General features: G+C 62.0%; 22 protein-coding genes. 16 read left to right on the forward strand and 6 right to left on the reverse strand.

Annotated elements, in window-relative coordinates:
• Positions 1–120 precede the first annotated feature (120 nt).
• Positions 121–1047 carry a hypothetical protein gene (locus tag VQ071_RS28990; protein ID WP_340518449.1) on the reverse strand — a complete coding sequence of 309 codons (927 nt, stop codon included), beginning with the start codon at positions 1045–1047 and terminating at the stop codon, positions 121–123.
• An 85-nt stretch (positions 1048–1132) separates the two neighbouring features.
• Here VQ071_RS28990 and VQ071_RS28995 point away from each other — a divergent pair, with 85 nt between their 5' ends.
• Positions 1133–2824, forward strand: coding sequence for a methyl-accepting chemotaxis protein (locus tag VQ071_RS28995; RefSeq protein ID WP_340518451.1), 1692 nt, complete (start codon positions 1133–1135; stop codon positions 2822–2824).
• A gap of 70 nt (positions 2825–2894) precedes the next feature.
• On the opposite strand, the gene VQ071_RS29000 is transcribed toward VQ071_RS28995, so the two are convergent.
• Positions 2895–3236, reverse strand: a complete 342-nt coding sequence (locus VQ071_RS29000; RefSeq protein WP_340518453.1) for a hypothetical protein — start codon at positions 3234–3236, stop codon at positions 2895–2897.
• A 321-nt stretch (positions 3237–3557) separates the two neighbouring features.
• On the opposite strand from VQ071_RS29000, the gene VQ071_RS29005 reads away from it, so the two are divergent.
• From VQ071_RS29005 to VQ071_RS29015, 3 genes are all read left to right on the forward strand, one after another.
• Positions 3558–4085 carry a YfiT family bacillithiol transferase gene (locus VQ071_RS29005; protein ID WP_340518455.1) on the forward strand — a complete coding sequence of 176 codons (528 nt, stop codon included), beginning with the start codon at positions 3558–3560 and terminating at the stop codon, positions 4083–4085.
• Positions 4086–4284: 199 nt separating this feature from the next.
• The gene (locus VQ071_RS29010) at positions 4285–4968 is read left to right on the forward strand and encodes a TerC family protein (protein ID WP_340518456.1); all 684 of its coding nucleotides are present in this window, start codon (positions 4285–4287) and stop codon (positions 4966–4968) included.
• Positions 4969–5007: 39 nt separating this feature from the next.
• Positions 5008–5637: a GTP pyrophosphokinase gene (locus VQ071_RS29015; RefSeq protein WP_340518458.1), complete on the forward strand. Its 630-nt coding sequence runs from the start codon at positions 5008–5010 to the stop codon at positions 5635–5637.
• A gap of 89 nt (positions 5638–5726) precedes the next feature.
• Here VQ071_RS29015 and add read toward each other — a convergent pair whose 3' ends face one another.
• Positions 5727–6770, reverse strand: coding sequence for an adenosine deaminase (add, locus tag VQ071_RS29020; protein ID WP_340518460.1), 1044 nt, complete (start codon positions 6768–6770; stop codon positions 5727–5729).
• 42 nt (positions 6771–6812) lie between these two features.
• Positions 6813–7190 (reverse strand): DnaJ family domain-containing protein, encoded by a 378-nt coding sequence (locus tag VQ071_RS29025; protein WP_340518463.1) that lies wholly within the window; start codon positions 7188–7190, stop codon positions 6813–6815.
• 323 nt (positions 7191–7513) lie between these two features.
• Between VQ071_RS29025 and VQ071_RS29030 the strand changes: the two genes are divergently transcribed.
• From VQ071_RS29030 to VQ071_RS29060, 7 genes are all read left to right on the forward strand, one after another.
• Entirely contained in the window at positions 7514–8440 is a 927-nt protein-coding gene (locus VQ071_RS29030; RefSeq protein ID WP_340518493.1) for a nucleoside hydrolase, read from the forward strand.
• Positions 8441–8553: 113 nt separating this feature from the next.
• Positions 8554–9687, forward strand: coding sequence for a BMP family lipoprotein (locus VQ071_RS29035; protein ID WP_340518465.1), 1134 nt, complete (start codon positions 8554–8556; stop codon positions 9685–9687).
• A gap of 105 nt (positions 9688–9792) precedes the next feature.
• On the forward strand, positions 9793–11334 hold the full coding sequence (locus VQ071_RS29040; RefSeq protein ID WP_340518468.1) for an ABC transporter ATP-binding protein: 1542 nt from the start codon (positions 9793–9795) through the stop codon (positions 11332–11334).
• Complete coding sequence (locus VQ071_RS29045; protein WP_340518470.1) at positions 11331–12434, forward strand: ABC transporter permease; 1104 nt, start codon at positions 11331–11333, stop codon at positions 12432–12434. Before VQ071_RS29040 ends, VQ071_RS29045 begins: the two co-directional genes overlap by 4 nt.
• Positions 12418–13377: an ABC transporter permease gene (locus VQ071_RS29050; RefSeq protein WP_340518473.1), complete on the forward strand. Its 960-nt coding sequence runs from the start codon at positions 12418–12420 to the stop codon at positions 13375–13377. Before VQ071_RS29045 ends, VQ071_RS29050 begins: the two co-directional genes overlap by 17 nt.
• 435 nt (positions 13378–13812) lie before the next feature.
• Positions 13813–14751 (forward strand): RluA family pseudouridine synthase, encoded by a 939-nt coding sequence (locus tag VQ071_RS29055; RefSeq protein WP_340518475.1) that lies wholly within the window; start codon positions 13813–13815, stop codon positions 14749–14751.
• 5 nt (positions 14752–14756) lie between these two features.
• Positions 14757–15317, forward strand: a complete 561-nt coding sequence (locus VQ071_RS29060; RefSeq protein ID WP_340518477.1) for a nucleotidyltransferase family protein — start codon at positions 14757–14759, stop codon at positions 15315–15317.
• A 40-nt stretch (positions 15318–15357) separates the two neighbouring features.
• Here VQ071_RS29060 and VQ071_RS29065 read toward each other — a convergent pair whose 3' ends face one another.
• Both VQ071_RS29065 and VQ071_RS29070 read right to left on the reverse strand, forming a co-directional pair.
• Positions 15358–16185 (reverse strand): aldo/keto reductase, encoded by an 828-nt coding sequence (locus tag VQ071_RS29065; protein WP_340518479.1) that lies wholly within the window; start codon positions 16183–16185, stop codon positions 15358–15360.
• An 87-nt stretch (positions 16186–16272) separates the two neighbouring features.
• Positions 16273–17262 (reverse strand): lipoate--protein ligase, encoded by a 990-nt coding sequence (locus tag VQ071_RS29070; RefSeq protein WP_340518481.1) that lies wholly within the window; start codon positions 17260–17262, stop codon positions 16273–16275.
• A 166-nt stretch (positions 17263–17428) separates the two neighbouring features.
• Here VQ071_RS29070 and VQ071_RS29075 point away from each other — a divergent pair, with 166 nt between their 5' ends.
• The 5 genes from VQ071_RS29075 (at position 17429) to VQ071_RS29095 (ending at position 23832) form a co-directional block, all read left to right on the forward strand.
• Positions 17429–19165: an ABC transporter ATP-binding protein gene (locus VQ071_RS29075; RefSeq protein ID WP_340518483.1), complete on the forward strand. Its 1737-nt coding sequence runs from the start codon at positions 17429–17431 to the stop codon at positions 19163–19165.
• Positions 19162–21075 (forward strand): ABC transporter ATP-binding protein, encoded by a 1914-nt coding sequence (locus tag VQ071_RS29080; protein WP_340518485.1) that lies wholly within the window; start codon positions 19162–19164, stop codon positions 21073–21075. The genes VQ071_RS29075 and VQ071_RS29080 overlap by 4 nt, the downstream gene beginning before the upstream one ends.
• 163 nt (positions 21076–21238) lie before the next feature.
• Positions 21239–21985 (forward strand): hypothetical protein, encoded by a 747-nt coding sequence (locus VQ071_RS29085; RefSeq protein ID WP_340518487.1) that lies wholly within the window; start codon positions 21239–21241, stop codon positions 21983–21985.
• A 225-nt stretch (positions 21986–22210) separates the two neighbouring features.
• Positions 22211–22855, forward strand: coding sequence for a bifunctional 4-hydroxy-2-oxoglutarate aldolase/2-dehydro-3-deoxy-phosphogluconate aldolase (locus VQ071_RS29090; RefSeq protein WP_340518489.1), 645 nt, complete (start codon positions 22211–22213; stop codon positions 22853–22855).
• Positions 22852–23832 carry a sugar kinase gene (locus VQ071_RS29095; RefSeq protein WP_340518491.1) on the forward strand — a complete coding sequence of 327 codons (981 nt, stop codon included), beginning with the start codon at positions 22852–22854 and terminating at the stop codon, positions 23830–23832. Before VQ071_RS29090 ends, VQ071_RS29095 begins: the two co-directional genes overlap by 4 nt.
• Positions 23833–24446 lie beyond the last annotated feature (614 nt).

Consider the following 24446-nt stretch of genomic DNA (forward strand, 5'->3'; position numbering starts at 1 on the left):
CGCTTCTTTGACGATTCTAATGCGCACTTCTTCTTTCCACTTCTTACCGCCCATCCCGATCATCTCCCTTATCCCCAGTTTAAATCATTGTGGGATGGGACTCCAATTGGATTAGGGGGCCTAGGAGTATTCGCAGCTATCGCTCCGAAAAATGCCGCTACCACGGAGATTAACTGTATATTTGCAGTTAACCTGACAACATTGCGCTTGGTCCCCGCCTGCGCGACTTGGCCGCGTCTTTGCGACCGGAATATCCTGCGTCTCTTCGTTGCGCTTGGTCCCCGCCTGCGCGACTTGGCCGTGTCTTCGCGACCGGAATATCCTGCGTCTCTTCGTTGCGCTTGGTCCCCGCCTGCGCGACTTGGCCGCGTCTTCGCGACCGGGATACCCTGCGTCTCTTCGTTGCGCTTGGTCCCCGCCTGCGCGACTTGGCCGCGTCTTCGCGACCGGGATACCCTGCGTCTCTTCGTTGCGCTTGGTCCCCGCCTGCGTCTTCGCGACCGGAATATCCTGCGTCTCTTCGTTGCGATTGGTCCCCGCCTGTGCGACTTGGCCGCGTCTTCGCGACCGGAATATCCTGCGTCTCTTCGTTGCGCTTGGTCCCCGCCTGCGCGACTTGGCCGCGTCTTCGCGACCGGAATATCCTGCGTCTCTTCGTTGCGCTTGGTCCCCGCCTGCGCGACTTGGCCGCGTCTTCGCGATCGGGATACCCTGCGTCTCTTCGTTGCGCTTGGTCCCCGTCTGCGCGACTTGGCCGTACTGCCCTGCCTCGTCTGCGCGAGCTGGCCCCATCGCCTGTCCCCGCCTGCGCGACTTGGCCGTACTGCCCTGCCTCGTCTGCGCGAGCTGGCCCCATCGCCTGTCCCCGCCTGCGCGACTTGGCCGCACCGACTTGCCTCGTCTGCGCGAGCTGGCCCCATCGCCTGTCCCCGCCTGCGCGACTTGGCCGTACTGCCCTGCCTCGTCTGCGCGACTTGGCCGCATCGCCCGATCCCGTCTGCGCGACTCGGTCGCGTCGCCCGATGTGCCCCATTTTGGAGTAGTCATATAATTGCGACTCGGAGTCACAAACGAGGCAGAACGCGGGCGGACATCTCCTGTATGATGGATTCAAAAAAGGGGATGGTTGTCGATGTCGCTCAAAATCGTGCATAAGCTGGGGCTGCTCGTGCTCGCGCTTATCGTGGGAAGCGTCCTGACGATGCTGCTCATATTCCGCTCGGGTCGGGAGGTCGCGCAGCAGACGGATCGCACGGAGCGGCTGTTCGGCATAGAGCGGACGGTCGGCGGGCTGATGGTCGATTATGCCCAGCTGGCGGCGATCGGCTACCGGCTGCTGACGGAGGGCTACGACAAGCGTCAGCTCGAGGCTTACCGGACCAAGCTGGAGGAGGCCGGCGGCGCGGCCGCGCAGGCCGAGTCGGACTGGCGGGACGATGCGGAGCTCGCTTCGTATCCGGCCTGGTTCAAGCAGTTCTCGGACGGCTACGCCGAGCTGTACGACACTTATTTTGCGGCGCCGTTCTTGCCGGAGGAGCTGAACGCGCCGGACATCCGCATGAGGCTCGGCCGTCTGACGACGAACGCGCAGCGGGTGGAGGCGGAGCTGCGGCAGACGCTGGCGGCGCGAATCGCGGACAATGCCGCGGGCTTCAGGCGGACGAGCGAGCGCGGCTCCCGGCAGGCGCTGGCCGTGACGGCCGCGATCCTGGCGCTGTCGCTGCTGGGCACGGCGCTGTTCGGGCGCAGCGTGCGGGCCGGCGCGGCGAGCGTGCTGCGGCGTATCCGCGCAGTGGAGGAGGGCCGTCCGGAGCATGGGGCGGCGGCTGTGAGAGGCGACGAATTCGGCGCGATCGAACGGTATCTGGCCGAGATGGGCCAGCGGCTGCGGGAGCATCGCGAGGTGAGCGCCGGGGCCGAAGCCAAGATGCTGGCGATCGGCGAAGTGATCCGCGAGCGGAGCGAGGCCAACCTGCGGAGCTCGCTGTCCGTCAACCGGCTCGCCGCGGTCGCGCGCGCCCGCCTGCTCGGACAGCGGGCCGCGACCGGCGCGGTGTCGGACGTCACCGAGCGGTCGTCCGAAGGAGCCGAGGCGCTGCGCCGCTCCGCCGAGGAGATCCGCGACCGGGCGTCGGCTTCGCAGCGGCTCGCGCTCTCCGGCGGCGCCGTGATCGGCGCGATGAACGCCGCGCTGGAAGCGGCCGGCGCGGAGCTGGACGGCCTGCGGCTGACGCTCGGGGCGTCGGCCGCGAGCTTCTCCGAGGCGCATGCCGCCATGCTCGGCATCCGGGACATCGCCAGGCAGACGGGCATTCTGGCGCTGAACGCGTCGATCGAAGCGGCCAGATCCGGCGGCGACGGCCGGGGCTTTGCGGTCATCGCGGACGAGGTGCGCGCGCTGGCGGGCCGGACCGATGCGTTCTCCCGCGGGGTGCAGGACGTGATGCTCGCCGTCGAGCATCATCTCGCGTCCATGTCCGGCGCGGCGGAGCGGTTCGTGAATGTCATGGACGAGGCGTCAGGGAGCGCGCGCGAGGCCGGACGATCGTTCGCCGGCGTGGCGGAGCAGAGCGAGCGGGTATACGGCGGCGTCGAGCGGCTGCACCAGGCTGCCGGGCTGATCGCGGCGGGCATGGCGGATATCGTCCGCGCGGTCGGGCGGTGGAGCGAGGAGGCGGATGCCGCGAGCGGCGAGGTGGCAGGCATGGCCGCGCATGCGGCCGAGCAGGAGCGGCTGTCCGCCGATCTGGAGCGCGCGGTGGCGGGCTTGCTCGAGGCTTGTGCGGAGCTCGAGCGGCTGGGCGCGACCGCGGCCTCCGCCTGACGGAGCCGGCACCGCATACAAAAAAGGCCTTCCGCGGCAGAATCGCTTCTGCGGATGGCCTTTTGCCTGTTCAGACGCTGAGCGGGAGCCGCTGCAGCTGCGAGATGCCCTGGCGGATGAGCTGCTGCTTGCGCTTGGGGACCGGGAGCATATGGTTGAGGGCGGGACCGTCGCCGAAGTATACGGCGCCGTCTGTCACGTACGTAATCTTGCTGACGTTCACATAGCAGTCAGAGGAGATGCGCACGAACAAAGGATCCTTGATCAGCGCTTCCGCCTGGTCCGCCGGCATTCTTTTCTTTATCGTATAATTGCGAGCGTGACAGCAGATTTGCCCCTGGGCGCCGATGCGGAAAAAGTAACAATCGTTCACCGGATCGAACTGCTCATACAAATTCATCGCTGCATCCATCTTTTCGTATCCCCCTGTCATCGAAAGTGTGGTTGGTAGCGCTTTCATTATAACGCATAAACCTTTGCTTTGGCTAGAGCTTTTTTGTGTGTTTGCACAGGTTTTTTTGGATTTTTTCACGTGAAGGTTCATTTGAGCGGAAAAAACGGACACAGGCTGCCGATCGGTAGGCGTCAGGAAGAATGTGTTATACTGACTGAACAAGCCGGCTGCGGGCGCCTGCGGGCTGTCTCGGACGACCGGCGGTTTTGCGGCGGCAAATCAAATTAGGCGCTTCGGGCGGAGGCTGTCGGCCCGGACGCGGCACAGGAGCGGACCAATATGGAGGATTTGCGTTATCCGATCGGCAAGTTCGCATTCGAAGGCGACATCTCAACCGCGCAGCGCAGGCTGTGGATGCAGGAGGTTGCGGCGCTGCCCGGAGAGCTGTCCGAGACGGTGCGCGGTCTCGGCGAAGCGCAGCTCGACACGCCGTACCGGGACGGCGGCTGGACGGTCAGGCAGGTCGTGCACCATGTGGCGGACAGCCATATGAACAGCCTGATGCGCTTCAAGCTGGCACTCACGGAGGAGCGGCCTGCGATCAAGCCGTACGAGGAGCAGCTGTGGGCCGAGCTTGCGGATTCGCGGCTCATGCCGGTTGAGGCTTCGCTCGCGTTGATCTCTGCGCTGCACGCGAGATGGACCGTGCTGCTGGATGCGATGACGGACGAGCAGTTCGCCCGGGAGTTCTATCATCCCGGCAGCGGAGAGCATGTCCGGCTGGACCGCTGTCTCGGCATGTACGCCTGGCATGGTCGCCATCATACGGCGCACATTGCGGCGCTGCGGGAGCGAGCGGGCTTCTAGGATGTCCGTACGAACGCAGCATGGACGCGTAGTTCATGACGCTCGCGGGGCATTCGGGCCCGGATCGAGACCCGTTCCGGGAGGGACGGGTTTGTTCGTGCGCCTCTGATTCGGGTAAAATGGTGAATTGAACGGCATTATGGCAATTTGCCGATGCGTTACGGCTTGCGGCAAGGGTCATCGGGACAAGGGGCACAATATGGAAAACGATTGGATATTTGCACTGCTGGATATGATCTTGATCAACATCGTCTTGAGCGGAGACAATGCGGTCGTCATCGCGATGGCCAGCAAAAATCTCGAAGCCGCGTATCAGCGCAAAGCGATATTCTGGGGGACGTTCGGCGCCGTCGCGCTGCGCATCGTCCTGACGTTCGCCGCCGTCACGCTGATGAAGATCCCGCTCGTGCAGGCTTGCGGCGGGGTACTGCTGCTGTTCATCGCCTGGAAGCTGCTCGCCGGCGAGACGCACGATGAACGGATCGAGGCGAAGCCGACGCTGGGCGGCGCGATTCGGACGATCGTCGTCGCCGATCTCATCATGAGCCTGGACAACGTCGTCGCCGTGGCCGGCGCAGCGCACGGCAGCTTCGCGCTGATCGTCATCGGCCTTGCGATCAGCGTGCCGCTGATCATCTGGTGCAGCCAGTTTCTGACCAAGCTGATGACGCGTTTTCCGCCGCTCGTATGGGTCGGCGCCGGATTGCTCGGCTACTCGGCGGGCGAGATGCTGACCGGCGATCCGTGGATCGGCGATTATCTGGACGAATCCGCGCCCGCGCTGGCCGAAGTGCTGCCGTATGTGCTCGGACTGCTGTTCCTTGCATACGGGGCGCTGTCGTTCTGGCGGTCGAAGCGGGTATGGCGCCACAGGCATGAATAGAACACTTGGCTAACACGCAGTTAAGGGAGACATTCGAAGATGGCAATCGATCCGAGCAGCATGCGCGAGTGGGGCAAGATGCTGCTGACCTACAAGTTCGCGCTTGACGAAGTGAGCACGAAGCTGAACATTTTGAACGAGGAACTCCATTTCATTCAAAATTATAATCCGATCGAGCATATGAAGACGCGCATCAAGTCGCCCGAGAGCATACGGGACAAGCTGATCCGCAAAGGTCTTGCGGTCACGATCGACAACGCCAGGCAGCATATCCGCGATATTTCGGGCATCCGCGTTATTTGCTCGTTTTCCACCGATATCTACCTCATGTACGAGATGATCAGCAAGCAGCAGGACGTGACGGTGCTGGAGGTCAAGGATTACGTGGCGAATCCGAAGCCCAACGGCTACCAGAGCCTGCATCTCATCATTCTCGTGCCGGTGTTCCTGACCGACCGGATGGAGCAGGTGCCGGTGGAGATCCAGATCCGCACGATCGCGATGGACTTCTGGGCGAGCCTGGAGCACAAGATTTACTACAAATTCAACGCCCAGGTTCCGCGTGACATCGGGGTGCAGCTCAAGGACACGGCCGACTTGATCGCTTCGCTCGACAAGCGGATGTTCTCGCTGAACGAGGAGGTTCAGAAATACCGGTTGGACGAATAGGCGCAGCGGCAACGCGCAGTCGCGTTACTATAATGAAGAGATAAAGTCCGGCTCCTCTCGGGGAAGCCGGACTTCGATATGCGTACCTATCAGTCCTCGCGGGTCTCATCCGTCAGCAGCCGCCCGACCTGTTCGTCGAACCGGCCCAGCAGCGCCTCCTTGACGGGAGGTTCGACGAAGGCGGCCAGCAGCGCGCCTCGCATCAGCGCTGCGAGCTCGCTTCGCGAGAAGCCGTAGCGCGACGCGAGCGCTTCGCATTCGCGCGTCATATTCGTCCCCGATACGGTCGGATTGTCCGTATTGACGGTCAAATAAAGGCCCGCATCGTAATAGCTGCGGATCGGATAATCGTCCCAGTCCGCGATCGCTTTGGTCTGGATGTTGCTCGTCGGGCACAGCTCCAGCGGGATCTGCCGCTCGCGCACCAGCTCCAGCAGCTCGGAGTCCTCGCGCAGCCGGATGCCGTGACCGATGCGGACCGCGCCCAAGCTCAGGATCGCTTCGCGGACATTGAAGGGACCCGCCGCTTCCCCGGCGTGGATCGTGATCGGGATGCCGGCTTCGCGGGCGACGGCGAACGTGCCGCGGAATCGTTCGGCGGGATGGGAGGCCTCGTCGCCCGCGAGGTCGACCGCGACGACCCCTTGGCCATGCCGCGCGACAGCGGCCCGGACGACGGACAGATTCGTCGCTTCGTCATGATGGCGCATGCAGATGACGATCAGCCGGGCGACGACGCCGTATGCGGCTTCGCCGCGCCGGAGTCCTTCGGTCGCGGCCTGAATCGCGCCGTCTACGCTCAAGCCCCCGTCCGTGTGGAGCGCCGGCGCGAACCGCACTTCAATGTAGAGGCAGTTGCTCGCTGCAGCCTGCTCGACCGCTTCCTCGGCGATGCGGATCAAGGCTTCGGCGTCCTGAAGCAGCGGCAGGACGAAGTTGAATTTGTCCAGATACGTCTTCAGGCTGTCGCAGTCGGCTTCGACCTGCATGTACGGCAACAGATCTCCAGGCCGGTCCGCCGGCAGCGGGTAGCCCCGCGCCTCGGCGAGCGCGAGCAGCGTGCCCGGCTTCACGCAGCCGTCCAGATGAAGATGCAGGTCCGCCTTGGGGAGCGCTTCTATCCAATTGTCCATCGTGATTCCTCCTTCGGTTGCGCTCGCAGGTTAATGTCGGTTCTAATCTTGCGTCAACTTGGCGCATACCGCGTCCGCATATTGCTCGTAGGCGTCCGAATGCGACCATCCCCGCTCGTTCATCATGAGCCGGTAGCGCAGCCGTTTTTCGTTAAGTTCCTTTTTCAGCTTCTCCGCCGCTTCGGGCTCCCGGCATGCGCCGAGCAGGTCGGACAACGTCACGAGATCCTTGCGAATTTGAAGCTCCTCCGGCAGTGCCCCCGCGTTTTTGAGCAGCTTGTAGGAGAGTCGGAGCTCTTCCGGCACACCTGCCAGCTCGTCGGTCGGCAGCGGTTTGCCCTTGCCGGAGATGCCGTCGAAAAGACCCGATTTTTCCGCTTCGCGTATTTTTTGCTCGGCAATGGAGACAATCCAATTCATCTGCCCACCATCCTTGGCTTGTGTTATTATAGCATTGTAGCATGAGTTAAACGGTTGATTGAAGGCGTTGGCGCGGACATTTTCTTGTAGTCTGTCATAAATGTTCACATTGAATTCCGGGCGGATTAAACGAGATTTGTCGTCAAATGCCAAGTTGTGCGGCCTGATTTGAGGCGTTTTCACAAATCGATCACTGAAGCAGCTCTCACTTTCAATTGGGTCTGGTATTTGTGTAATTTATGGGTTATAAAAGATAACGGGACATCCGTTCATCAAGCATTGCAAAAAGGTTCATAAAGGATGGTCGAACGTTGCGAATTTACATGAATCATGACGGCGGTGGCGACGATTTTGTCGCACTGCTGCTGTTGCTGCGCATGCCCGAAGTCGAATTGACAGGCGTATCCGTCATCGGCGCCGACGGTTATCTGGAGCCGTCCACACAAGCCAGCCGCAAGATTATCGACCGCTTCGGCGGAGCGCCCCGCGAAGGCCTGAGCGTCGCCCGGTCCGACTCGAGGGGCAAGAACCCGTTTCCCTCGGCATGGCGGATCATGTCCTACTATGTCGATGCCTTCCCGATTCTGAACGAAGCGGACACCGTGCATACGCCGATCTCGGACAAGCCCGCGCATCTGCATCTGATCGATTGCGTGCGGTCGGGAGAGGGCAAGACGACCCTCGTCTTCACCGGACCGCTGACCGATCTGGCGCGCGCGCTGGACATCGCGCCCGACATCGAGGAGCGGATCGACCGGGTCGTATGGATGGGCGGCACATTCCTGCCGAAGGGCAACGTCGAGGAGCCCGAGCATGACGGCACGGCCGAGTGGAATGCGTTCTGGGACCCTGAGGGTACGGCACGCGTATGGGCCAGCAGTCTGCAGATCGATATGGTCGCCCTGGAGAGCACGAACCAGGTTCCGCTCACGCTCGCGGCCAGAGACGCCTGGGCCAAGCTCAGGAAGCATGAGGCGATCGACTTCGTCGGCCAGTGCTACGCGCTGGTGCCGCCGCTCATTTTCCACGCGACCAACTCGACGTACTATCTGTGGGACGTGCTCACGGCCGCATACGTCGGCAAGCCCGATCTCGTCGAAGTGAAGACGGTGAACAGCATCGTCAGAACCGACGGCACGGCGCAGGGGCGGACGGAGCTGTCCGAATCCGGCCGGCCGGTCAATCTGATTTTCAATGTAGATCGCGACGGCTTCTTCGATTATATGACGGAGCTGCTCAAGCAAGCTTAAGGACAGGCTACAGCGGTTCGCGAAGCCGTACGGCCGGCATTCCCTGCGGTCCGGAACCAAGCCGCGCGCCGTCGATGCAAATACAAGTACAAGAGACGGGGAGAGAATCAAGCATGAAGAAAAGCACGATGAAGCCACTGAGCCTGATGCTGGTCGCCATGATGGCGATCCTGCTGGTGCTGTCCGGCTGCGGCAAGAAAAACAACAACGAGGGCGCCGCATCGCCGAGCGCGTCCGAATCCGCCAGCGCGAGCGCGCCGGCCAGCGAGTCCGCTTCGCCGTCCTCGTCCGCTTCGGCAGCTCCGAGCGAATCGGCTGCGCCTGCCGACGGCAAGGGCAAGAAGATCGGCATGGTTACCGACCTCGGCGGTGTCAACGACAAGTCCTTTAACCAGCAAGCCTGGGAAGCGCTGCAGAAGCTCGCTACGGATACGGGCGCCGATACCAAGTACCAGGAGTCCAAAAAGGACAGCGACTACATCCCGCTCCTCACGAAGTTCGTCAAGGGCGGCTACGATCTGACGTGGGGCATCGGCTTCCTGTTCGCTGAAGCGGCTACGACCGTCGCCTCCGACAATCCGAATGCGAAGCTGGCGCTGATCGACACGACGCCGACCAAGGCGCTCGACAACGTCGAATCCGTACTGTTCAAGGAAAACGAAGGCTCCTTCCTCGTCGGCGTCGTTGCGGGTCTGACGACGAAGACGAACAAGATCGGCTTCGTAGGCGGCATGGAGCTGCCGGTCATCAAGAAGTTCGAAGTCGGCTTCAAGGCCGGCGTCGCGGCCGTCAATCCGGACGCGAAGATCGAAGTCAACTATGTCGGCGACTTCAGCAAGCCTGACCAGGGCAAGCTGGCTGCCGCCACGATGTACGACGGCGGCGCCGACATCATCTTCCACGCGGCTGGCGGCTCCGGCAACGGCGTCTTCAACGAAGCGAAGGATCGCTTCAAGGCCGGCAAGAAGGTATGGGTCATCGGCGTCGACAAAGACCAATCGATCGAATTCGGCAACGACGTCACCCTGACCTCGATGGTCAAGAAGGTCGACGAAGCCGTATACCGCGTCTCGAACGACCTGCTCGCAGGCAACTTCCACGGCGGTCAGACGGTCGAACTCGGCCTGGCCGAAGGCGGCGTAGGTCTGCCGGAGAACAACCCGAACGTATCCAAAGAAATTCTCGACAAGGTCGAAGAGTACAAGAACAAGATCATCAGCGGAGATATCACGGTTCCGACGGAATAATTCCGCATAGATCGGAATCTCCGCAAGGGCAAGGCCGCTTTAACGCGAGCCTTGTCCTTTCTTCCGTTTTAACGCTTTTGATATGGGGACAGGAGCTGATATCAGATGGAGCAAGCGGTACCGGTGGTCGAGCTTAGAGGCATCACGAAGCGGTTTCCCGGCATCGTCGCGAACGACGCCATCAGCCTGGAGCTGCGCAAGGGCGAGATCCATGCGCTGCTCGGGGAGAACGGCGCCGGCAAGTCGACACTGATGAGCATACTATTCGGTCTGTATCAGCCCGACGAGGGCGAGATCCGGGTGAACGGCCAGCCGCAGGCCATCGACGGACCGGGCAAGGCGATCGAGCTCGGGATCGGCATGGTCCATCAGCACTTCAAGCTGGTGCAGCCGTTCACGGTCGCGGAGAATATCGTGCTCGGCATCGAGCCTTCCAAGGGACTGTCCATCAACTACCGGCAGGCGAACGCCAAGGTCAAGGAGCTGTCGGAGCGCTACGGTCTGATGGTCGATCCGACGGTGAAGGTCGAGAACATCACGGTCGGGATGCAGCAGCGCGTAGAGATTCTTAAAACGCTGTACCGAGGCGCCGAGATTCTGATCTTCGACGAGCCGACAGCGGTGCTGACCGTACAGGAAATTCATGAGCTGATGCAAATATTGAAGCGGCTGGCAGCCGAAGGCAAGTCCATCATTCTGATCACGCACAAGCTCAAGGAAATTATGGAAGTATCCGACCGCGTGACGATCATCCGTCGGGGCAAGGTCGTCGGCACCGTCAATACGGCCGAGACCAGCGAGAGCGAGCTCGCGGAGAAGATGGTCGGCAGACGCGTATCGCTCGACAAGCCGAAGCCTCCCGCGAACCCGGGCGAAGTCGTGCTGGAGCTGTCCGGCGTGACGGTCGCAGGCGCGGACAAGGGCAAGCCGGTCGTCGAGGATGTCTCCTTCAGCATTCGGGCAGGGGAGATCGTCGGCATCGCCGGCGTCGACGGCAACGGGCAGCACGAGCTGGTGGAAGCGCTCACGGGCTTGCGTTCCTTGCAGAGCGGCAGCATCCGCCTGGACGGCAAGGACATCGGCCACGCGCCGGTCAAGACGCGCATCAAGGCGGGAATGTCCAGCATCCCGGAGGACCGCCAGAAGCACGGTCTCGTGCTCGACTTCAGCGTCGGCGAGAATTTGATTCTCGGCTCTCCCGAAGAGGATCGATTTTTTAAAGGCGGCTTCCTGAATAAATCCGAAATCGACCGGCATGCGACGCGATTGATCGAAGCGTACGACGTGCGCACGCCGGATATTCATAACAAGACGCGTTCGCTCTCCGGCGGCAATCAGCAGAAGGCGATCATCGCACGCGAGATGGAACGCGATCCGCGGCTGCTCATCGCCGTTCAGCCGACGCGGGGGCTCGATATCGGAGCGATCTCGTTCGTCCACGATCGGCTCCTGCAGGCGCGGTCCGAAGGCAAGGCGGTCCTGCTCATCTCGTACGAGCTGGACGAGCTGCACCGGCTGTCGGATCGCATCCAGGTCATTTTCGACGGACGCATCATGGGCGAGGTCGATCCCGAGAAGGCCGGAGACGACGAGATCGGTCTGATGATGGCGGGTAAAAAGCAGGCTGGCAAAGGAGCGTCGTCATGAACAGAGCAGCTGATATATTCAATAAACCGTCCACCTATATTCCATTCATCGCGATCTTGCTCGGCCTCTTGTGCGGCGGGATCGTCATGTGGATCGGGGGCTACGATCCGTTCGCGGCTTATGGCGCGCTCTGGAACACGGTGTTCGGCACGAAGTACGACTTCGGCGAGACGATCGTCGCCATCACGCCGATCTTGTTCACGGGCCTTGCGGTCGGCTTCGCCTTCCGTGCGGGCATCTTCAACATCGGCGCGGACGGCCAATACATCATCGGCATGACGGCCGCGACGTTCATCGGCCTCAAGGTGCATCTGCCCGCCTTCATCCACGCGCCGCTCGCGCTGATCGTCGGCATGCTGTGCGGTGCGCTGTGGGGCGCGCTGGTCGGCTGGCTCAAGGCGTATCGGGGCGTCAACGAGGTCATCTCCGCGATCATGCTGAACTGGATTGCGTTGTACTTGTCCAACTACATGCTGCGCGACTTCCTCGTCAAGAAGGGCGAGCAGAAGACGCCGAACATCGACGAGACGGCTTCGCTGTCGATCGGCTGGCTCAAAAACTTCATGAACGGCGCGCGGATGGACTGGGGCATCTGGATCGGCCTGTTGTGTGTCCTCATCTTCTACGTGCTGCTGTGGCGCACGAAGCAGGGCTACGAGCTGCGGGCCGTAGGACACAATGCCGACGCGGCCAAGGCGGCGGGCATCAACATCAAGGCCAGCTTCATCAAGACGATGATGATATCCGGCGCGTTCGCCGGACTCGGCGGCGTATTCTCGGTGCTCGGCGTGTTCCACTATCAGGTCGTGCAGGCCGCGTCCGCGGGCTACGGCTTCGACGGGATCGCGGTCGCGCTGCTCGGCGGCAACCACCCGGTCGGCATCCTGCTCGGCGCGTTTTTGTTCGGCGGGCTTACCTACGGCTCGTCCGGCATGAACTTCGAGGCGGATGTGCCTACGGAGATCGTGCGGATCGTCATCGGCAGCATCATTTTCTTCGTAGCGTCCCACGGCCTGATCCGCACCGTGATTCAGCCGTTTTTCAAAAAGCGCAAATCGCGCGAGCGGAAAGGGGCTGGCATGAATGGGAACGTTGGCTGATCTGATCAACTCTACGCTCGTATTCTCCGTCGCGCTGATCTTCGCGGCCCTCGGCGGCGTGTTCAGCGAGCGGTCCGGCGTGTTCAACATCGGCCTCGAGGGCATGATGACCGCCGGCGCGTTCGGGGCCGCTATCGCGAGCTACTATATGGAGACAGACGGCGGCGCGACGACCTCGTCGCCCTGGGTCGGCCTCATCGCCGGTGTGTTCTGCGGTCTCGTGTTCGCGCTGCTCCATGCCTACGCGACCGTCTCGCTCAAGGCGGACCAGACGATCGTCGGTGTCGTCATCAACATTCTCGCCGTCGCGGTCACGCTGTACCTGGTCAAGATCATCTTCGACGGCGCGGGCGACACGGCCCAGCTCGAGCAGGTGTTCGCCAAGTGGCCGATCCCGCTGCTGTCCGACATCCCGTTCGTCGGCCGGGCGTTTTTCAACAGCTACCCGACGACGTACATCGCGTACATTCTCGTGCCGCTGAGCGCATATTTGCTGTTCAAGACGCCGTTCGGACTTCGTCTGCGCTCCGTGGGCGAGCATCCGGGTGCGGCCGATACAGTCGGCATCAACGTCACCAAGTACCGTTATATCGGCGTGCTCATCAGCGGCGCGCTTGCGGGCCTCGGGGGCGCGACGATCACGCTGACGACGACGAGCAACTTCTCGCACAGCACGATCTCCGGCCAAGGCTTCATCGCGATCGCGGCGCTTATCTTCGGCCGCTGGAACCCTTACGGCGTCTTCGGCGCCGCCTTCTTCTTCGGCATGGCGCAGGCGCTCCGCAACTTCCTGACGCGGTTCGAATTTTCCCAGTCGATTCCGTCCGAGTTCCTGTACATGCTGCCTTACGTCCTGACCCTGATCGTGCTCGCGGGCGCCGTCGGCAAGTCCGTTCGCGGCCCGGCTGCGGCAGGGGAGCCGTACGATCCTTCGAAGCGATAGCCGGCTTGGCGGAAGCATCCGCGCACGCCGCTTGCATCCTTTACGGGGCAAGCGGCGTTTTTCTATGTGGCTCCCGATTCTAATGCCGCGCCGCTGCGCCGCATTTCCGCCGCGATAACGATACCGCACATCGCTATCTCGCCGCCGCGCCGCATTTCCCCGCGGATAACGATGCCGCACATCGCTATCTCGCCGCTGCACCGCATTTCCCCGCGGATAACGATGCCGCACATCGCTATCTCGCCCCCATGCGGCATTTCCATCCCCATTTCCGTCCGACTAATCAGCTTAACCCGCTATGCCGACAGCTAGGCCCAGGCATTTGGCTCAGTGGAGCCGTACTGCGGCGATCGCTGCGCGCCACGTCAAAATAAAGTATAATCGGCTGGTAGCGATCACCGCATCGCCCATTCGAAGACAGGAGCGTTGTCACATATGATCAACCGCAAGGTCACCCCCTCGGAGAGCGGCAAGCGCCTGCACCGCTATCTCCGCAACCTCATGCCGAATCTGCCGCTCGGGCAGATCTACAAGATGATCGACTCAGGCAAGGTGAGAGTGAACGGCAAACGCAAGAAACAGGATTACGAAATGGCAGCCGGCGACGAGCTGGCGATCTATATGGAAGAATCGCAATACGGCGAGGCCTCCATCGGCCAGCAAAAGACGAAGTATGTCGGCGTAAATGCGGATATCGATGTCGTCTACGAGGATGATCAGCTGCTCGTCGTCCTCAAGCCGGCCGGCATGCTGACGCATCCGGATCAGACCGACCAGCGCGACACGCTGATCAACCGGGTGCATGCGTATTTGTATCGCAAGGGAGAGCTCGACAGCCCGATGTTCATGCCGGCGACGGCCAACAGGCTCGACCGCAATACGAGCGGACTCGTGCTCGTCGGCAAGACGGCGGGCATGCTGCATCAGCTGAACCAGTGGATTCAGAAGCACGAGCTGCAAAAGTACTACTTGACGATCGTCGAAGGCCGTCTTGAAGGCGAAGGGGAGCTGACGGACGAGCTGGTGCGGGACGAAAAGAAAAATCGCACGCGCGTCGCCACTGCCGACAGCCGCGCGGATGAAAAACGGCTGTCCGCCACGACGCGCTACCAGGCGCTCTCCCAAGGAGACGGCTACAGTCTGGTCGAGATCGAGCTTGTCAGCGGGCGCACGCATCAGATTCGCACGCACTTCCAGAGCATCGGCCATTCGCTGCTCGGTGACGTGAAGTACGGCGGCCGCGTCTTCGCCGGTATCAATCATCAGCTGCTGCATGCCTGGCGGATCGTGCTGCCGGACGGCCGCGAGTTCCGCGCGCCGCTGCCGCCCTTGTTGAAGCGTACGGCGGACAAGCTGCGGCTGGGGGGTATCTGAGGATCGTGGATGAACGAATGCTGCTCGAGCTCGTCCAGGCCGACGAGCGGATGATGTCCGTGCTGCGGACGGTACGCAATCTTCGCCTGCCCGATTGGTGGATATCCGCCGGCTTCGTACGGAGCAAGCTGTGGGACGTCTTGTCCGGCAAGGCGGAGCCGACGAGGCTGCCGGACATCGACGTCATATTTTACGACGACAGGGACTTGAACGAGGCGCGCGAGAAGCTGCTCGAGGCCGAGCTCGAACGGCTGCTGCCGGGCATGCCCTGGTCGGTCAAAAACCAGGCGCGCATGCACGTCCTGCACGACAGGCCGCCTTACCGGTCTTCGCTGGACGCCGTCGCGCACTATCCGGAGACCGCCACCGCGCTGGCGCTGACGCTGGACGACGCCGGCAGGCCGAGGCTCGGCGCGCCGCACGGGCTGGACGACGCTCTCGCCATGCGGGTCCGACCTACGCCGGCCTGCTCGACGGACCCTACCCTGAGAGCCACCTTCGAGCGTCGCATCGTCGCCAAGCGCTGGGACCTGATATGGCCCGGCGTCGTATATGAAAAAGGCTGAAGTTCGGTCGAGCGACCGATCCCCAGCCTTTTAATTTGTTTTAAAATAGAAACTTCTCCGGGTCAGAGCCGAACCGGTGATCCCGGTTCAGATCGTCGATGAGCGCCATCTCGTCGCCGCTCAGTTCGAAGTCGAATACGTTCGCGTTTTCCGCGATGCGCGCCGGCGTCACCGATTTGGGAATCGTCACGACACCGTGCTGGATGTCCCAGCGCAGGACGACCTGCGCCGGCGACTTGCCGTACTTCGCGCCGATCGAACGCAGCGCCTCGTGATCGAGGTTGCCCTGCATGAGCGGGCTCCAGGCTTCCAGCTGGATGCGGTTCTCGCGGCAGTAGGCGAGCAGCTCGCGCTGGGCCAGCAGCGGATGATATTCGACCTGGTTGACCATCGGGACGAGATCGCTATGCTTTTTCAGCTCTTCGAGGTGGCGAACGTGGAAGTTGCTAACGCCGATCGCCTTCACGCGTCCGTCCGCATACAGCTTCTCGAGCGCGCGCCACGTATCGGCATACTTGTCCGTTCCCGGCCAGTGAATGAGCAGCAGGTCGACGTATGCGAGGCCGAGCCGCTCGAGCGAAGCGTCGTAGGCGGCCAGCGTCTTGTCGTAGCCTTGGTCGTCGTTCCAGATCTTCGTCGTGACGAAGACCTCCTCGCGCGCAATGCCCGATTCGCGAAGCGCCTGTCCTACGCCCGTCTCGTTCTTGTAGATCGCCGCGGTGTCGATGCTGCGATACCCGGCGTCCAGCGCGGCGCGCACGGCGGAGACGACCTCCGCGTCGTTGTTCATCTTCCAGACGCCGAGCCCGAGCCAGGGCATGCGGACGCCGTTGTGCAGCGTGGTGCAGGATTGCAGGGAGTGAGTCATTGTTGAAGCCTCCAGTCTAGTCGTAGGTTAGAGCATCCGGCTCGCGTCCGGGCAACCGCAGGCCGCCACGTCCGGTGCCGCAGCAATTCAGATCAACAGGTCCAGCCAGTCCTCCATCGTGACCGCGCCGAAGTAATACGCCAGATCGACGCCCTCGAATGCGGCGGCGAGCGACTCGCGGTCGTAGCGCAGTCCTTGCAGCATCTCGATGATATCGCCGATCTCGCCCCGGCCGAAAAAGTCGCCGTACACGGCGGCTTCGGCGATGCGTCCGTCCTGCACATTCAGGCGGATGTCGAACGTGCCGGCGGGCAGACGCTTGCGCTGCTGGACATTAAATGCGGGCGACAAGCCGTAGTTCCAGTCCCAGCTCCGGTAGCGTTCGTCGGCGAGCCGCCGCACGGCATCCCGATCGGCATCCGTCAACGGAAGCTGCGGAATGTCGGAGGCGCCGCCAAAGATCGAGGAGAGGATGCGGCTTCTGAATTCGGCCATCGTCATCGGCTCGGCGAGGAACTCGGAGATGTTGGCGACGCGCGCGCGGATCGACTTGGTCGCCTTCGACTCGAACTTCAGCGGATTGACCTTGAGCGCGGCGGATACGTCCTCCATATGCGAATCGAACAGCAGCGTGCCGTGGCAGAACATGCGCCCGCCTGTCGCGAACATGGCGTTGCCCGATATTTTGCGCTCGCCGACCTGGATGTCGTTGCGGCCCGACAGCTCCGCTTCGACGCCCATGTCGCGCAGCGCCTTGACGACCGGCTCCGTGAACTTGCGGAAGTTGTGGAACGAATTGCCGTCGTCCCGGGTGATGAAGCTGAAGTTCAGGTTGCCGAGATCGTGGTACACCGCCCCGCCGCCCGACAGCCTGCGGACGACGTCGATGCCGTGCGTCTCGGTATAGGCCGAGTTGACCTCCTCGGCGGTGTTCTGGTTTTTGCCGATGATGATCGACGGTCTGTTGACATAAAAAAGCAGGATCGGCTCGTCGCCGGACAGCTTGCGGAGGGTGTATTCCTCAAGGGCCAGATTAAGGGCGGGATCGTTGCCTCCGCCGTTGTCGATAAAGAGCAATGCCGTCTGCCTCCTCCGCGTCGTTGTGCATCCATTTCATTTTATTCCATTTGAGACTTGCGGACAAACCGGGTTTGGTTCATATTGAATTCATAATTGGAGGGTAGGTTAGACGTATCTGTCTTCAAAAAAGCAAGAAACTAAAAAATCGGAGCTGATGTAGTCCATGTTGAAGCTGTTCAGACTGCTAGCGCCGTATCGGGGGCTCGTCATCCTGGTTATGGTGCTGATCCTCCTGCAGTCGCTGTCCGAGCTGTACCTGCCGACATTGATGGCGGATATCGTCGACGAAGGGATCGTCAAGCGGGGCGGGGATACCGGCTATATTTTGCGGATTGGCGGATTCATGCTTGCGGTAGCCCTCGTCGGCACGGGTGTGTCGATATTGGCGAGCTTCTATTCGTCGCGCATATCGGCGGGCTTCGGCCGTCTCGCCAGGGCGAAGGTATTCACGAGGGTCGAGCAATACTCGCTGCAGGAGTTCGACAAGATCGGCACCGCGTCGCTCATCACCCGCACGACCAACGATATCAACCAGGTTCAGCAGGTGCTGATGATGATGCTGAGAATGATGGTCATGGCCCCGATGATGAGCATCGGCGGCATTATTATGGCCGTATCGAAGGACGCCCGGCTGTCGCTCGTGCTCGTCGTGGCGGTCCCTGTGCTCGTGCTGACGATCGTGCTGGTCGCGCGCAAGGGCATTCCTTTGTTCAGGGTGATCCAGAAAAAGCTCGACAAGCTTAATCTCGTGCTGCGCGAAGGACTGACGGGCATCCGTGTCGTCCGCTCGTTCGGACGCATCGCGCATGAGCAGGCGCGCTTCGACGATGCCAACCGGGACCTCACCGAGACTTCGGTGCGGGTCAACCAGATCATGGCCGTCCTATGGCCGCTGATGATGCTGATCATGAACTTCTCGAGCATCGCCATCATCTGGTTCGGCGGTCTTCGGGTCAGTCACGGCCATATGGAAGTCGGCGATCTGATGGCCTTCCTCCAATATGCGATGCAAATTATGTTCTCCATGCTCATGCTCTCGATGATGTTCGTCATGGTGCCCCGCGCGTCCGCGTCGGCGGTCCGCATCAACGAGGTGCTCGATATGACGCCGGTCATCAACGATGCCCCGCATGCGCTCGGCGGGAAGCCGGAAAAGCGCGGCGTCGTCGAGTTCGACAGCGTGACGTTCAGCTATCCGGGCGCGGAGCAGCCTGCGCTGAGAAATATCAGCTTCCGCGCGCAGCCGGGCGAGGTGACCGCGATCATCGGCGGTACGGGCTCGGGCAAATCGACGCTCGTCAACCTGATTCCGCGCTTCTACGACGTCGATTCGGGCAGCGTACGGATCGGCGGTAACGATGTGCGGGAGCTGCCCCAAGCGGAGCTGCGGTCGCAGATCGGCCTTGTGCCGCAGAAGGCGGTGCTGTTCACCGGCTCGATCGCCGACAACATCCGCTACGGCAAGGAGGATGCGACCGAAGAGGAGCTGCAGCATGCGGCCAAGGTCGCACAGGCGGCGGACTTCATCGCAGGCATGGAAGGCGGCTTCGGCGCGCATATCGCACAGGGCGGCACCAACGTGTCCGGCGGGCAGAAGCAGCGGCTCTCGATCGCCCGAGCAATCGTCAGGCGGCCCGATATTTACATTTTCGACGACAGCTTCTCCGCGCTCGACTTCAAGACGGACGCCAAGCTGCGGTCGGCGCTCAAGGCGGAGACGACGGAGGCGACCGTCCTGATCGTCGCGCAGCGCGTCAGCACGGTTATGGATGCGGACCGGATCATCGTGCTTGACGACGGGGAGATCGCCGCTGTCGGGACCCACAAGGAATTGCTGCAAACGAGCGAGATTTACAAGGAAATCGTGTCGTCGCAGCTGTCGGAGGAGGAGATTGCATGAGTGAGCAACAAGGCGCAGGCAGAGGCGGCCCTCCGCGGCAGGGCGGCGGCGGCCCGGGCGGCCCGGGGCCTTTCGGCGGTCCTCCCGGAGCAAGGCCGGGCATGCCGGTGCAGAAGGCCAAAGACTTCAAGGGCACGTTTCGCAGACTGATCGGCTACCTGAGACCGTTCCGCTTCACGCTGCTTATCGTTTTTGCCGCCGCGATCGCGAGCACGATTTTTTCGATCCTGAGCCCCAAGATTCTCGGTCACGCCACGACCAAGCTGTTCGAAGGCATCATGGACAAGATGAAGGGGGTTCCCGGCGCCGAGATCGACTGGCACGGCATCGAGATGATCGTCCTGTGGCTGATCGGCCTGTACGTGCTGAGCGCCGCATTCAGCTATGTCCAGCAGTACCTGATGGCCGGCGTCGCCCAGCGCACCGTATACAAGCTGCGGGGCGATGTGAACGACAAGCTGTCCCGGCTGCCGCTCAAGTTTTTCGACTCCCGTACGCACGGGGAGATCCTAAGCCGCGTCGTCAACGACGTGGACAATATCAGCAATACGCTGCAGCAGAGCTTGACGCAGCTCATCACCTCGGTCGTCACGATCGTCGGCGTCATCGTCATGATGCTCACGATCAGCCCGCTGCTCACGGTCATCGTTCTGCTGACGCTGCCCCTCAGCTTCCTGGTCATCAAGGCGATCGCGGGCAAGTCGCAGGGCTACTTCATCGGACAGCAGAAAAATCTCGGCGAGCTGAACGGGCATGTCGAGGAGATGTTCACCGGGCATCAAGTGGTCAAAGCTTACGGCCATGAGAAAAAGGCGGTCGAACAGTTCGACGATATCAACGGCCGGCTGTACGAGGCAGGGTGGCGCGCGCAGTTCGTCTCGGGCATCATGATGCCGCTCATGAGCTTCATCGGCAACATCGGCTACGTCGCGATCAGCGTCGTGGGCGGCGTGCTCGTCACGCATCGGACGATCAACATCGGCGACATTCAGGCATTCATCCAATATGCGCGCCAGTTCACGATGCCGATCACGCAGACGGCGAACATCGCCAACATCATTCAATCGACGATCGCCTCGGCGGAGCGGGTGTTCGAGCTGCTCGACGAGGCCGAGGAGATTCCCGAGGATAACAGGGAGCTCGATTCGTCCCGCGTGGAGGGCCGCGTCGCGTTCAGTCACGTGGACTTCAGCTACAAGGACGACGCGCCGCTCATCAAGGATATGAACATCGACGTCAAGCCGGGCCAGACGGTCGCCATCGTCGGTCCGACGGGCGCGGGCAAGACGACGCTGGTCAATCTGCTCATGCGCTTCTACGAGGTGAACGGCGGCACGATCACGGTAGACGGCACCGATATCTCGAAGCTGAAGCGCGGCAACCTGCGCAGCCTGTTCGGCATGGTGCTGCAGGACACATGGCTGTTCGGCGGCACGATCCGCGACAATATCGCGTACGGCCGGGCGGGAGCTACGGAGGCCGAGATCGTGGACGCGGCGAAGGCGGCGTTCGCCGACCACTTCATCCGCACGCTGCCCGACGGATATGACACCGTGCTGAACGAGGAAGCGTCCAACCTGTCCCAGGGTCAGAAGCAGCTGCTGACGATCGCGCGGGCGATTCTCGCGGATCCGGCGATCCTGATCCTCGACGAAGCGACGAGCAGCGTCGATACGCGGACCGAAGCCAACATCCAGCGAGCGATGAACCGGCTAATGGAAGGCCGCACGAGCTTCGTCATCGCACACCGGCTCTCGACGATCCGGGAGGCCGATCTGATCCTCGTCATGAACCATGGCACGGTCATCGAGCAAGGGACGCATCTGGAACTGCTCGAACGCGGCGGCTTCTACGCGGACCTGTACAACAGCCAGTTCTCGGGCGGCAGGCTCGGTGCGGACGTCGGCTGAAGCGCGCGCCGGCGCAAGGCTTGAGCCGGGTCGACGCCGGGTCGATGTCTGGTCGTAGTCGGAGCTGAGCCAGGCTGGACAATTTATCCGGATTTCAGCTTTTGTTCACGATCCATTCATTTGGTCATGATACCTTCCTGTTAGGACAGGAGGAGATGGATGGATGATCAGGCAAAAATGGACCATGCTCGCGGGGGCGGCGTTGTCGGTGGTGCTGCTCGCCGGATGCGGCGACAAAGCGGATAACGGCAGCGCTGCGGCGGCAACGGCCCTGGCTGCGGACGCCGGCGGCGGCCAGCAGGCCGGCGATGCCGGGGACAACAACGGCGGTCCTGGCGGCGGCATGCGGGCGATGGGTATGGGCACGATGGGCAAGATCAAGAGCGTGGCGGGCAACACGCTCACGATCTACAAATCGTCGTTCCAGCCGGGTCAAGGCGGCGGACGGCAGGGCGGCAGCTGGCAGGGCGGCGACGGGCAAGGAGCGGGCGGAGCTGCGCCGAGCGGTGATGCGCAGCCGAGCGGCGACCCGCCCTCGCCATCGCAGTCGGCCGATGGCGGGCAGGCGTCCGGGCGAGGCGGCCAGGGCGGGCAGCGGCCGGACATGTCGAACATGTTCACGGACGAGACCGAGGAGATTACGGTATCCGCCGCGACGAAGATTTACAAGACCGAGATGGCCGACGGCAAGCGGACCGAGACGGAGATCGCGATCGGCGATCTGAAGGCCGACGACATCGTCACTGTCACGCTGAAGGAAGGCACGCAAGAAGCCGAATCGATCCGGCTGGGCGGCTTCGGCGGCGGCATGCGCGGCGGCCAGGGCCAGGGCCAGGGCCAGGGCCAGGCGTCGGACGGCGGCGAGAGTCGAGGACAGGCCCGAGCGGGCGCCGCACAGCAGGCCGGTTAAACGGCATGCGAACGCAAAGAGGCCTGTGCCTTGGCCTGCAAGTGCCGCCGCATCCGGCGTTAAATCGCGATTATGAACCGCAATTCCGTTTTAATATACGGAATTGCGGTTTATTTGTGTTTATTTAGGTTCATTTATGTTATATTCCTAACTTTAATTTGTCCGATGATGGTGATAAACTGAATTCCATGACATACGAATCGCCAAGGGGAGAGGTTGGAGAAGATGACGAAGAAGTTGCTGGAGGAGCTGTCGCGCGAAAAAATCGTAGCGATCATCCGCGGAATCGACGAGGCGAACGGGGATCGCACGGCGAAGGCGCTGGCCGACGGGGGAATCGTATTCCTGGAGGTGACGCTCAACACGGAAGGCGCGCTCGGCATGATCTCCAGATTCCGAGCCGACTACGAGGGCAAGCTGCGGATCGGCGCCGGTACGGTGCTCGATATCGGCCAAGCCAAGGAAGCGGTAGCGGCAGGCGCGGAGTATCTGATCTCGCCGAATCTGGACGAGGAGATCGTCTACTACGGCGTTGAGCAAGGAATCGAGGTGTGGCCGGGCACGATGACGCCTACCGAGATCGTGCGCGCCTACAAAGCCGGCGCATCGGCCGTCAAAGTATTCCCATTCGCATCTCTGGGCGCAGGATACCTGAAAGAAATTCGGGCGCCGCTCAATCATATTCCGATGATTGCGACGGGTGGCGTGAACCTGGACAATATCACTTCCGTCTTTGATGCCGGGGCGGTGGCGGTCGGTCTCGGCGGCAACCTGGTCGACAAGCGTCTCATCCAGGAAGGCAAGTTCGAAGAGCTGGCCGAGCGGGCGCGCGCGTTCGTCGATGCGGTGCGGGAGGGGGGACGGGCATGAGCGCGAACTGGGCAGACGTCGTCACGATCGGCGAGAGCATGGTGCTGCTGCAGCCGATTCATGACGGCCCGCTCGCCTATGCGCCTTTGTTCACGCGATCCGTGGCCGGCGCCGAGTCGAACGTAGCGATCGGACTGTCGCGCATGGGCCTCAAGGTGAGGTGGATCAGCAGGCTCGGAAAGGACCCGTTCGGCGATCTGATCCTCTCGACGCTGGCTGGCGAGGGCGTGGATACGAGCCTGGCCGAGCGCGACGAAGGTCACCCGACTGCGGTCTACTTCAAGGAGTTCAAAGGCTACGGTGATCCCAACGTATACTACTATCGCCGAGGGTCGGCGGCCAGTACGCTCGCTCAGGAGCATATCCGACCCGAATGGTTCGCGAACGCCGGACATCTGCATGTGACCGGCATCACGCCTGCGCTCAGCCATGGCGCCGAGAATGCGATACGCGCCGCGATGATCACCGCGAGAAACGAAGGCTTGTCGGTCTCCTTCGATCCCAACCTGCGGCGCAAGCTCTGGTCCGAGGAAAAGGCGCGTCAGACGCTGCTCTCGCTCATCCCGCTCTGCGACGTGTTCATGCCGGGCCTCGAGGAGGCGGAGTTTCTGATCGGCGCGAAGAGCGAGGCCGAATACGGCGCGGACTTCCTCGGCATGGGGCCGAAGACTGTCGTGCTGAAGCTGGGCGAGCAGGGCTCGATCGCATTCTCTTCCCAAGCCGCAGTCAGGGCCGAGCCGCGTGTCGTGAAGCGTGTCGTCGATACGGTCGGCGCGGGGGACGCGTTCGCGGCAGGCTTCCTGTCGGCATGGCTGGAGAACGAGAGGCAGAGCGAGGCGGATTACCTGAAGGCGGCGCTGGACCGAGCCAACCTGCTTGGCGCGCTGGCGACGCAATTCAAAGGCGACTGGGAAGGTATGCCGCGCCGCGAAGAGATGCTCAGGCTGCTGGGCGGCGGGCGCGAAGTGACGCGCTGACAGTGCGGCGGCGATAACGATGTGCGACATCGTTATGTGCCGGAAACCCGGCGTACGGCCCGGAATAACGATGTGCGACATCTTTATGTGCCGGAAACCCGGCGCGCGGCCCGGAATAAGGATGCGCGACATGGTTATGTGCCGGAAAATCGGCGCGCGGCCCGGAATAAGGATGTGCGACATCGTTATGTGCCGGAAAATTGGCGCGCGGTCCGGAATAACGATGCGCGGCATCGTTATGTGCCGGAAACCCGGCGTACGGCCCGGAATAACGATGTGCGACATCGTTATGTGTCGGAAACCCGGCGCGCGGCCCGGAATAACGATGTGCGACATCGTTATGTGCCGGAAAATCGGCGCGCGGCCCGGAATAAGGATGCGCGACATGGTTATGTGCCGGAAAATCGGCGCGCGGCCCGGAATAAGGATGTGCGACAACGTTATGTGCCGGAAACCCGGCGTACGGCCTGGAATAACGATGTGCGACAGTTACTACTTAGCCTCCCTCGCTCAAAACGAGAGATTTTTTTCGTTTAAAGAATGAAAATCGACTTGCTTGTCGAATTCACTTTTATGGGGAAAGCAGGAGGTGAATCGTCATGCAGATGACGCCG

Source organism: Cohnella sp. 56 (assembly GCF_037963805.1).
GTDB lineage: Bacteria > Bacillota > Bacilli > Paenibacillales > Paenibacillaceae > Cohnella.

Coding starts and splice junctions, on each gene's coding strand:
- VQ071_RS29005 (WP_340518455.1), top strand. CDS start 3,558: ATGGAGGATTTGCGTTATCCGATCGGCAAGTTCGCATTCGAAGGCGAC.
- VQ071_RS29095 (WP_340518491.1), top strand. CDS start 22,852: ATGAGCGCGAACTGGGCAGACGTCGTCACGATCGGCGAGAGCATGGTG.
- VQ071_RS29010 (WP_340518456.1), top strand. CDS start 4,285: ATGGAAAACGATTGGATATTTGCACTGCTGGATATGATCTTGATCAAC.
- VQ071_RS29055 (WP_340518475.1), top strand. CDS start 13,813: ATGATCAACCGCAAGGTCACCCCCTCGGAGAGCGGCAAGCGCCTGCAC.
- VQ071_RS29040 (WP_340518468.1), top strand. CDS start 9,793: ATGGAGCAAGCGGTACCGGTGGTCGAGCTTAGAGGCATCACGAAGCGG.
- VQ071_RS29090 (WP_340518489.1), top strand. CDS start 22,211: ATGACGAAGAAGTTGCTGGAGGAGCTGTCGCGCGAAAAAATCGTAGCG.
- VQ071_RS29050 (WP_340518473.1), top strand. CDS start 12,418: ATGGGAACGTTGGCTGATCTGATCAACTCTACGCTCGTATTCTCCGTC.
- VQ071_RS29080 (WP_340518485.1), top strand. CDS start 19,162: ATGAGTGAGCAACAAGGCGCAGGCAGAGGCGGCCCTCCGCGGCAGGGC.
- VQ071_RS29075 (WP_340518483.1), top strand. CDS start 17,429: ATGTTGAAGCTGTTCAGACTGCTAGCGCCGTATCGGGGGCTCGTCATC.
- VQ071_RS28990 (WP_340518449.1), bottom strand. CDS start 1,047: ATGACTACTCCAAAATGGGGCACATCGGGCGACGCGACCGAGTCGCGC.
- add (WP_340518460.1), bottom strand. CDS start 6,770: ATGGACAATTGGATAGAAGCGCTCCCCAAGGCGGACCTGCATCTTCAT.
- VQ071_RS29000 (WP_340518453.1), bottom strand. CDS start 3,236: ATGGATGCAGCGATGAATTTGTATGAGCAGTTCGATCCGGTGAACGAT.
- VQ071_RS29015 (WP_340518458.1), top strand. CDS start 5,008: ATGGCAATCGATCCGAGCAGCATGCGCGAGTGGGGCAAGATGCTGCTG.
- VQ071_RS29025 (WP_340518463.1), bottom strand. CDS start 7,190: ATGAATTGGATTGTCTCCATTGCCGAGCAAAAAATACGCGAAGCGGAA.
- VQ071_RS29030 (WP_340518493.1), top strand. CDS start 7,514: ATGAATCATGACGGCGGTGGCGACGATTTTGTCGCACTGCTGCTGTTG.
- VQ071_RS29085 (WP_340518487.1), top strand. CDS start 21,239: ATGATCAGGCAAAAATGGACCATGCTCGCGGGGGCGGCGTTGTCGGTG.
- VQ071_RS29065 (WP_340518479.1), bottom strand. CDS start 16,185: ATGACTCACTCCCTGCAATCCTGCACCACGCTGCACAACGGCGTCCGC.
- VQ071_RS28995 (WP_340518451.1), top strand. CDS start 1,133: ATGTCGCTCAAAATCGTGCATAAGCTGGGGCTGCTCGTGCTCGCGCTT.
- VQ071_RS29035 (WP_340518465.1), top strand. CDS start 8,554: ATGAAGAAAAGCACGATGAAGCCACTGAGCCTGATGCTGGTCGCCATG.
- VQ071_RS29045 (WP_340518470.1), top strand. CDS start 11,331: ATGAACAGAGCAGCTGATATATTCAATAAACCGTCCACCTATATTCCA.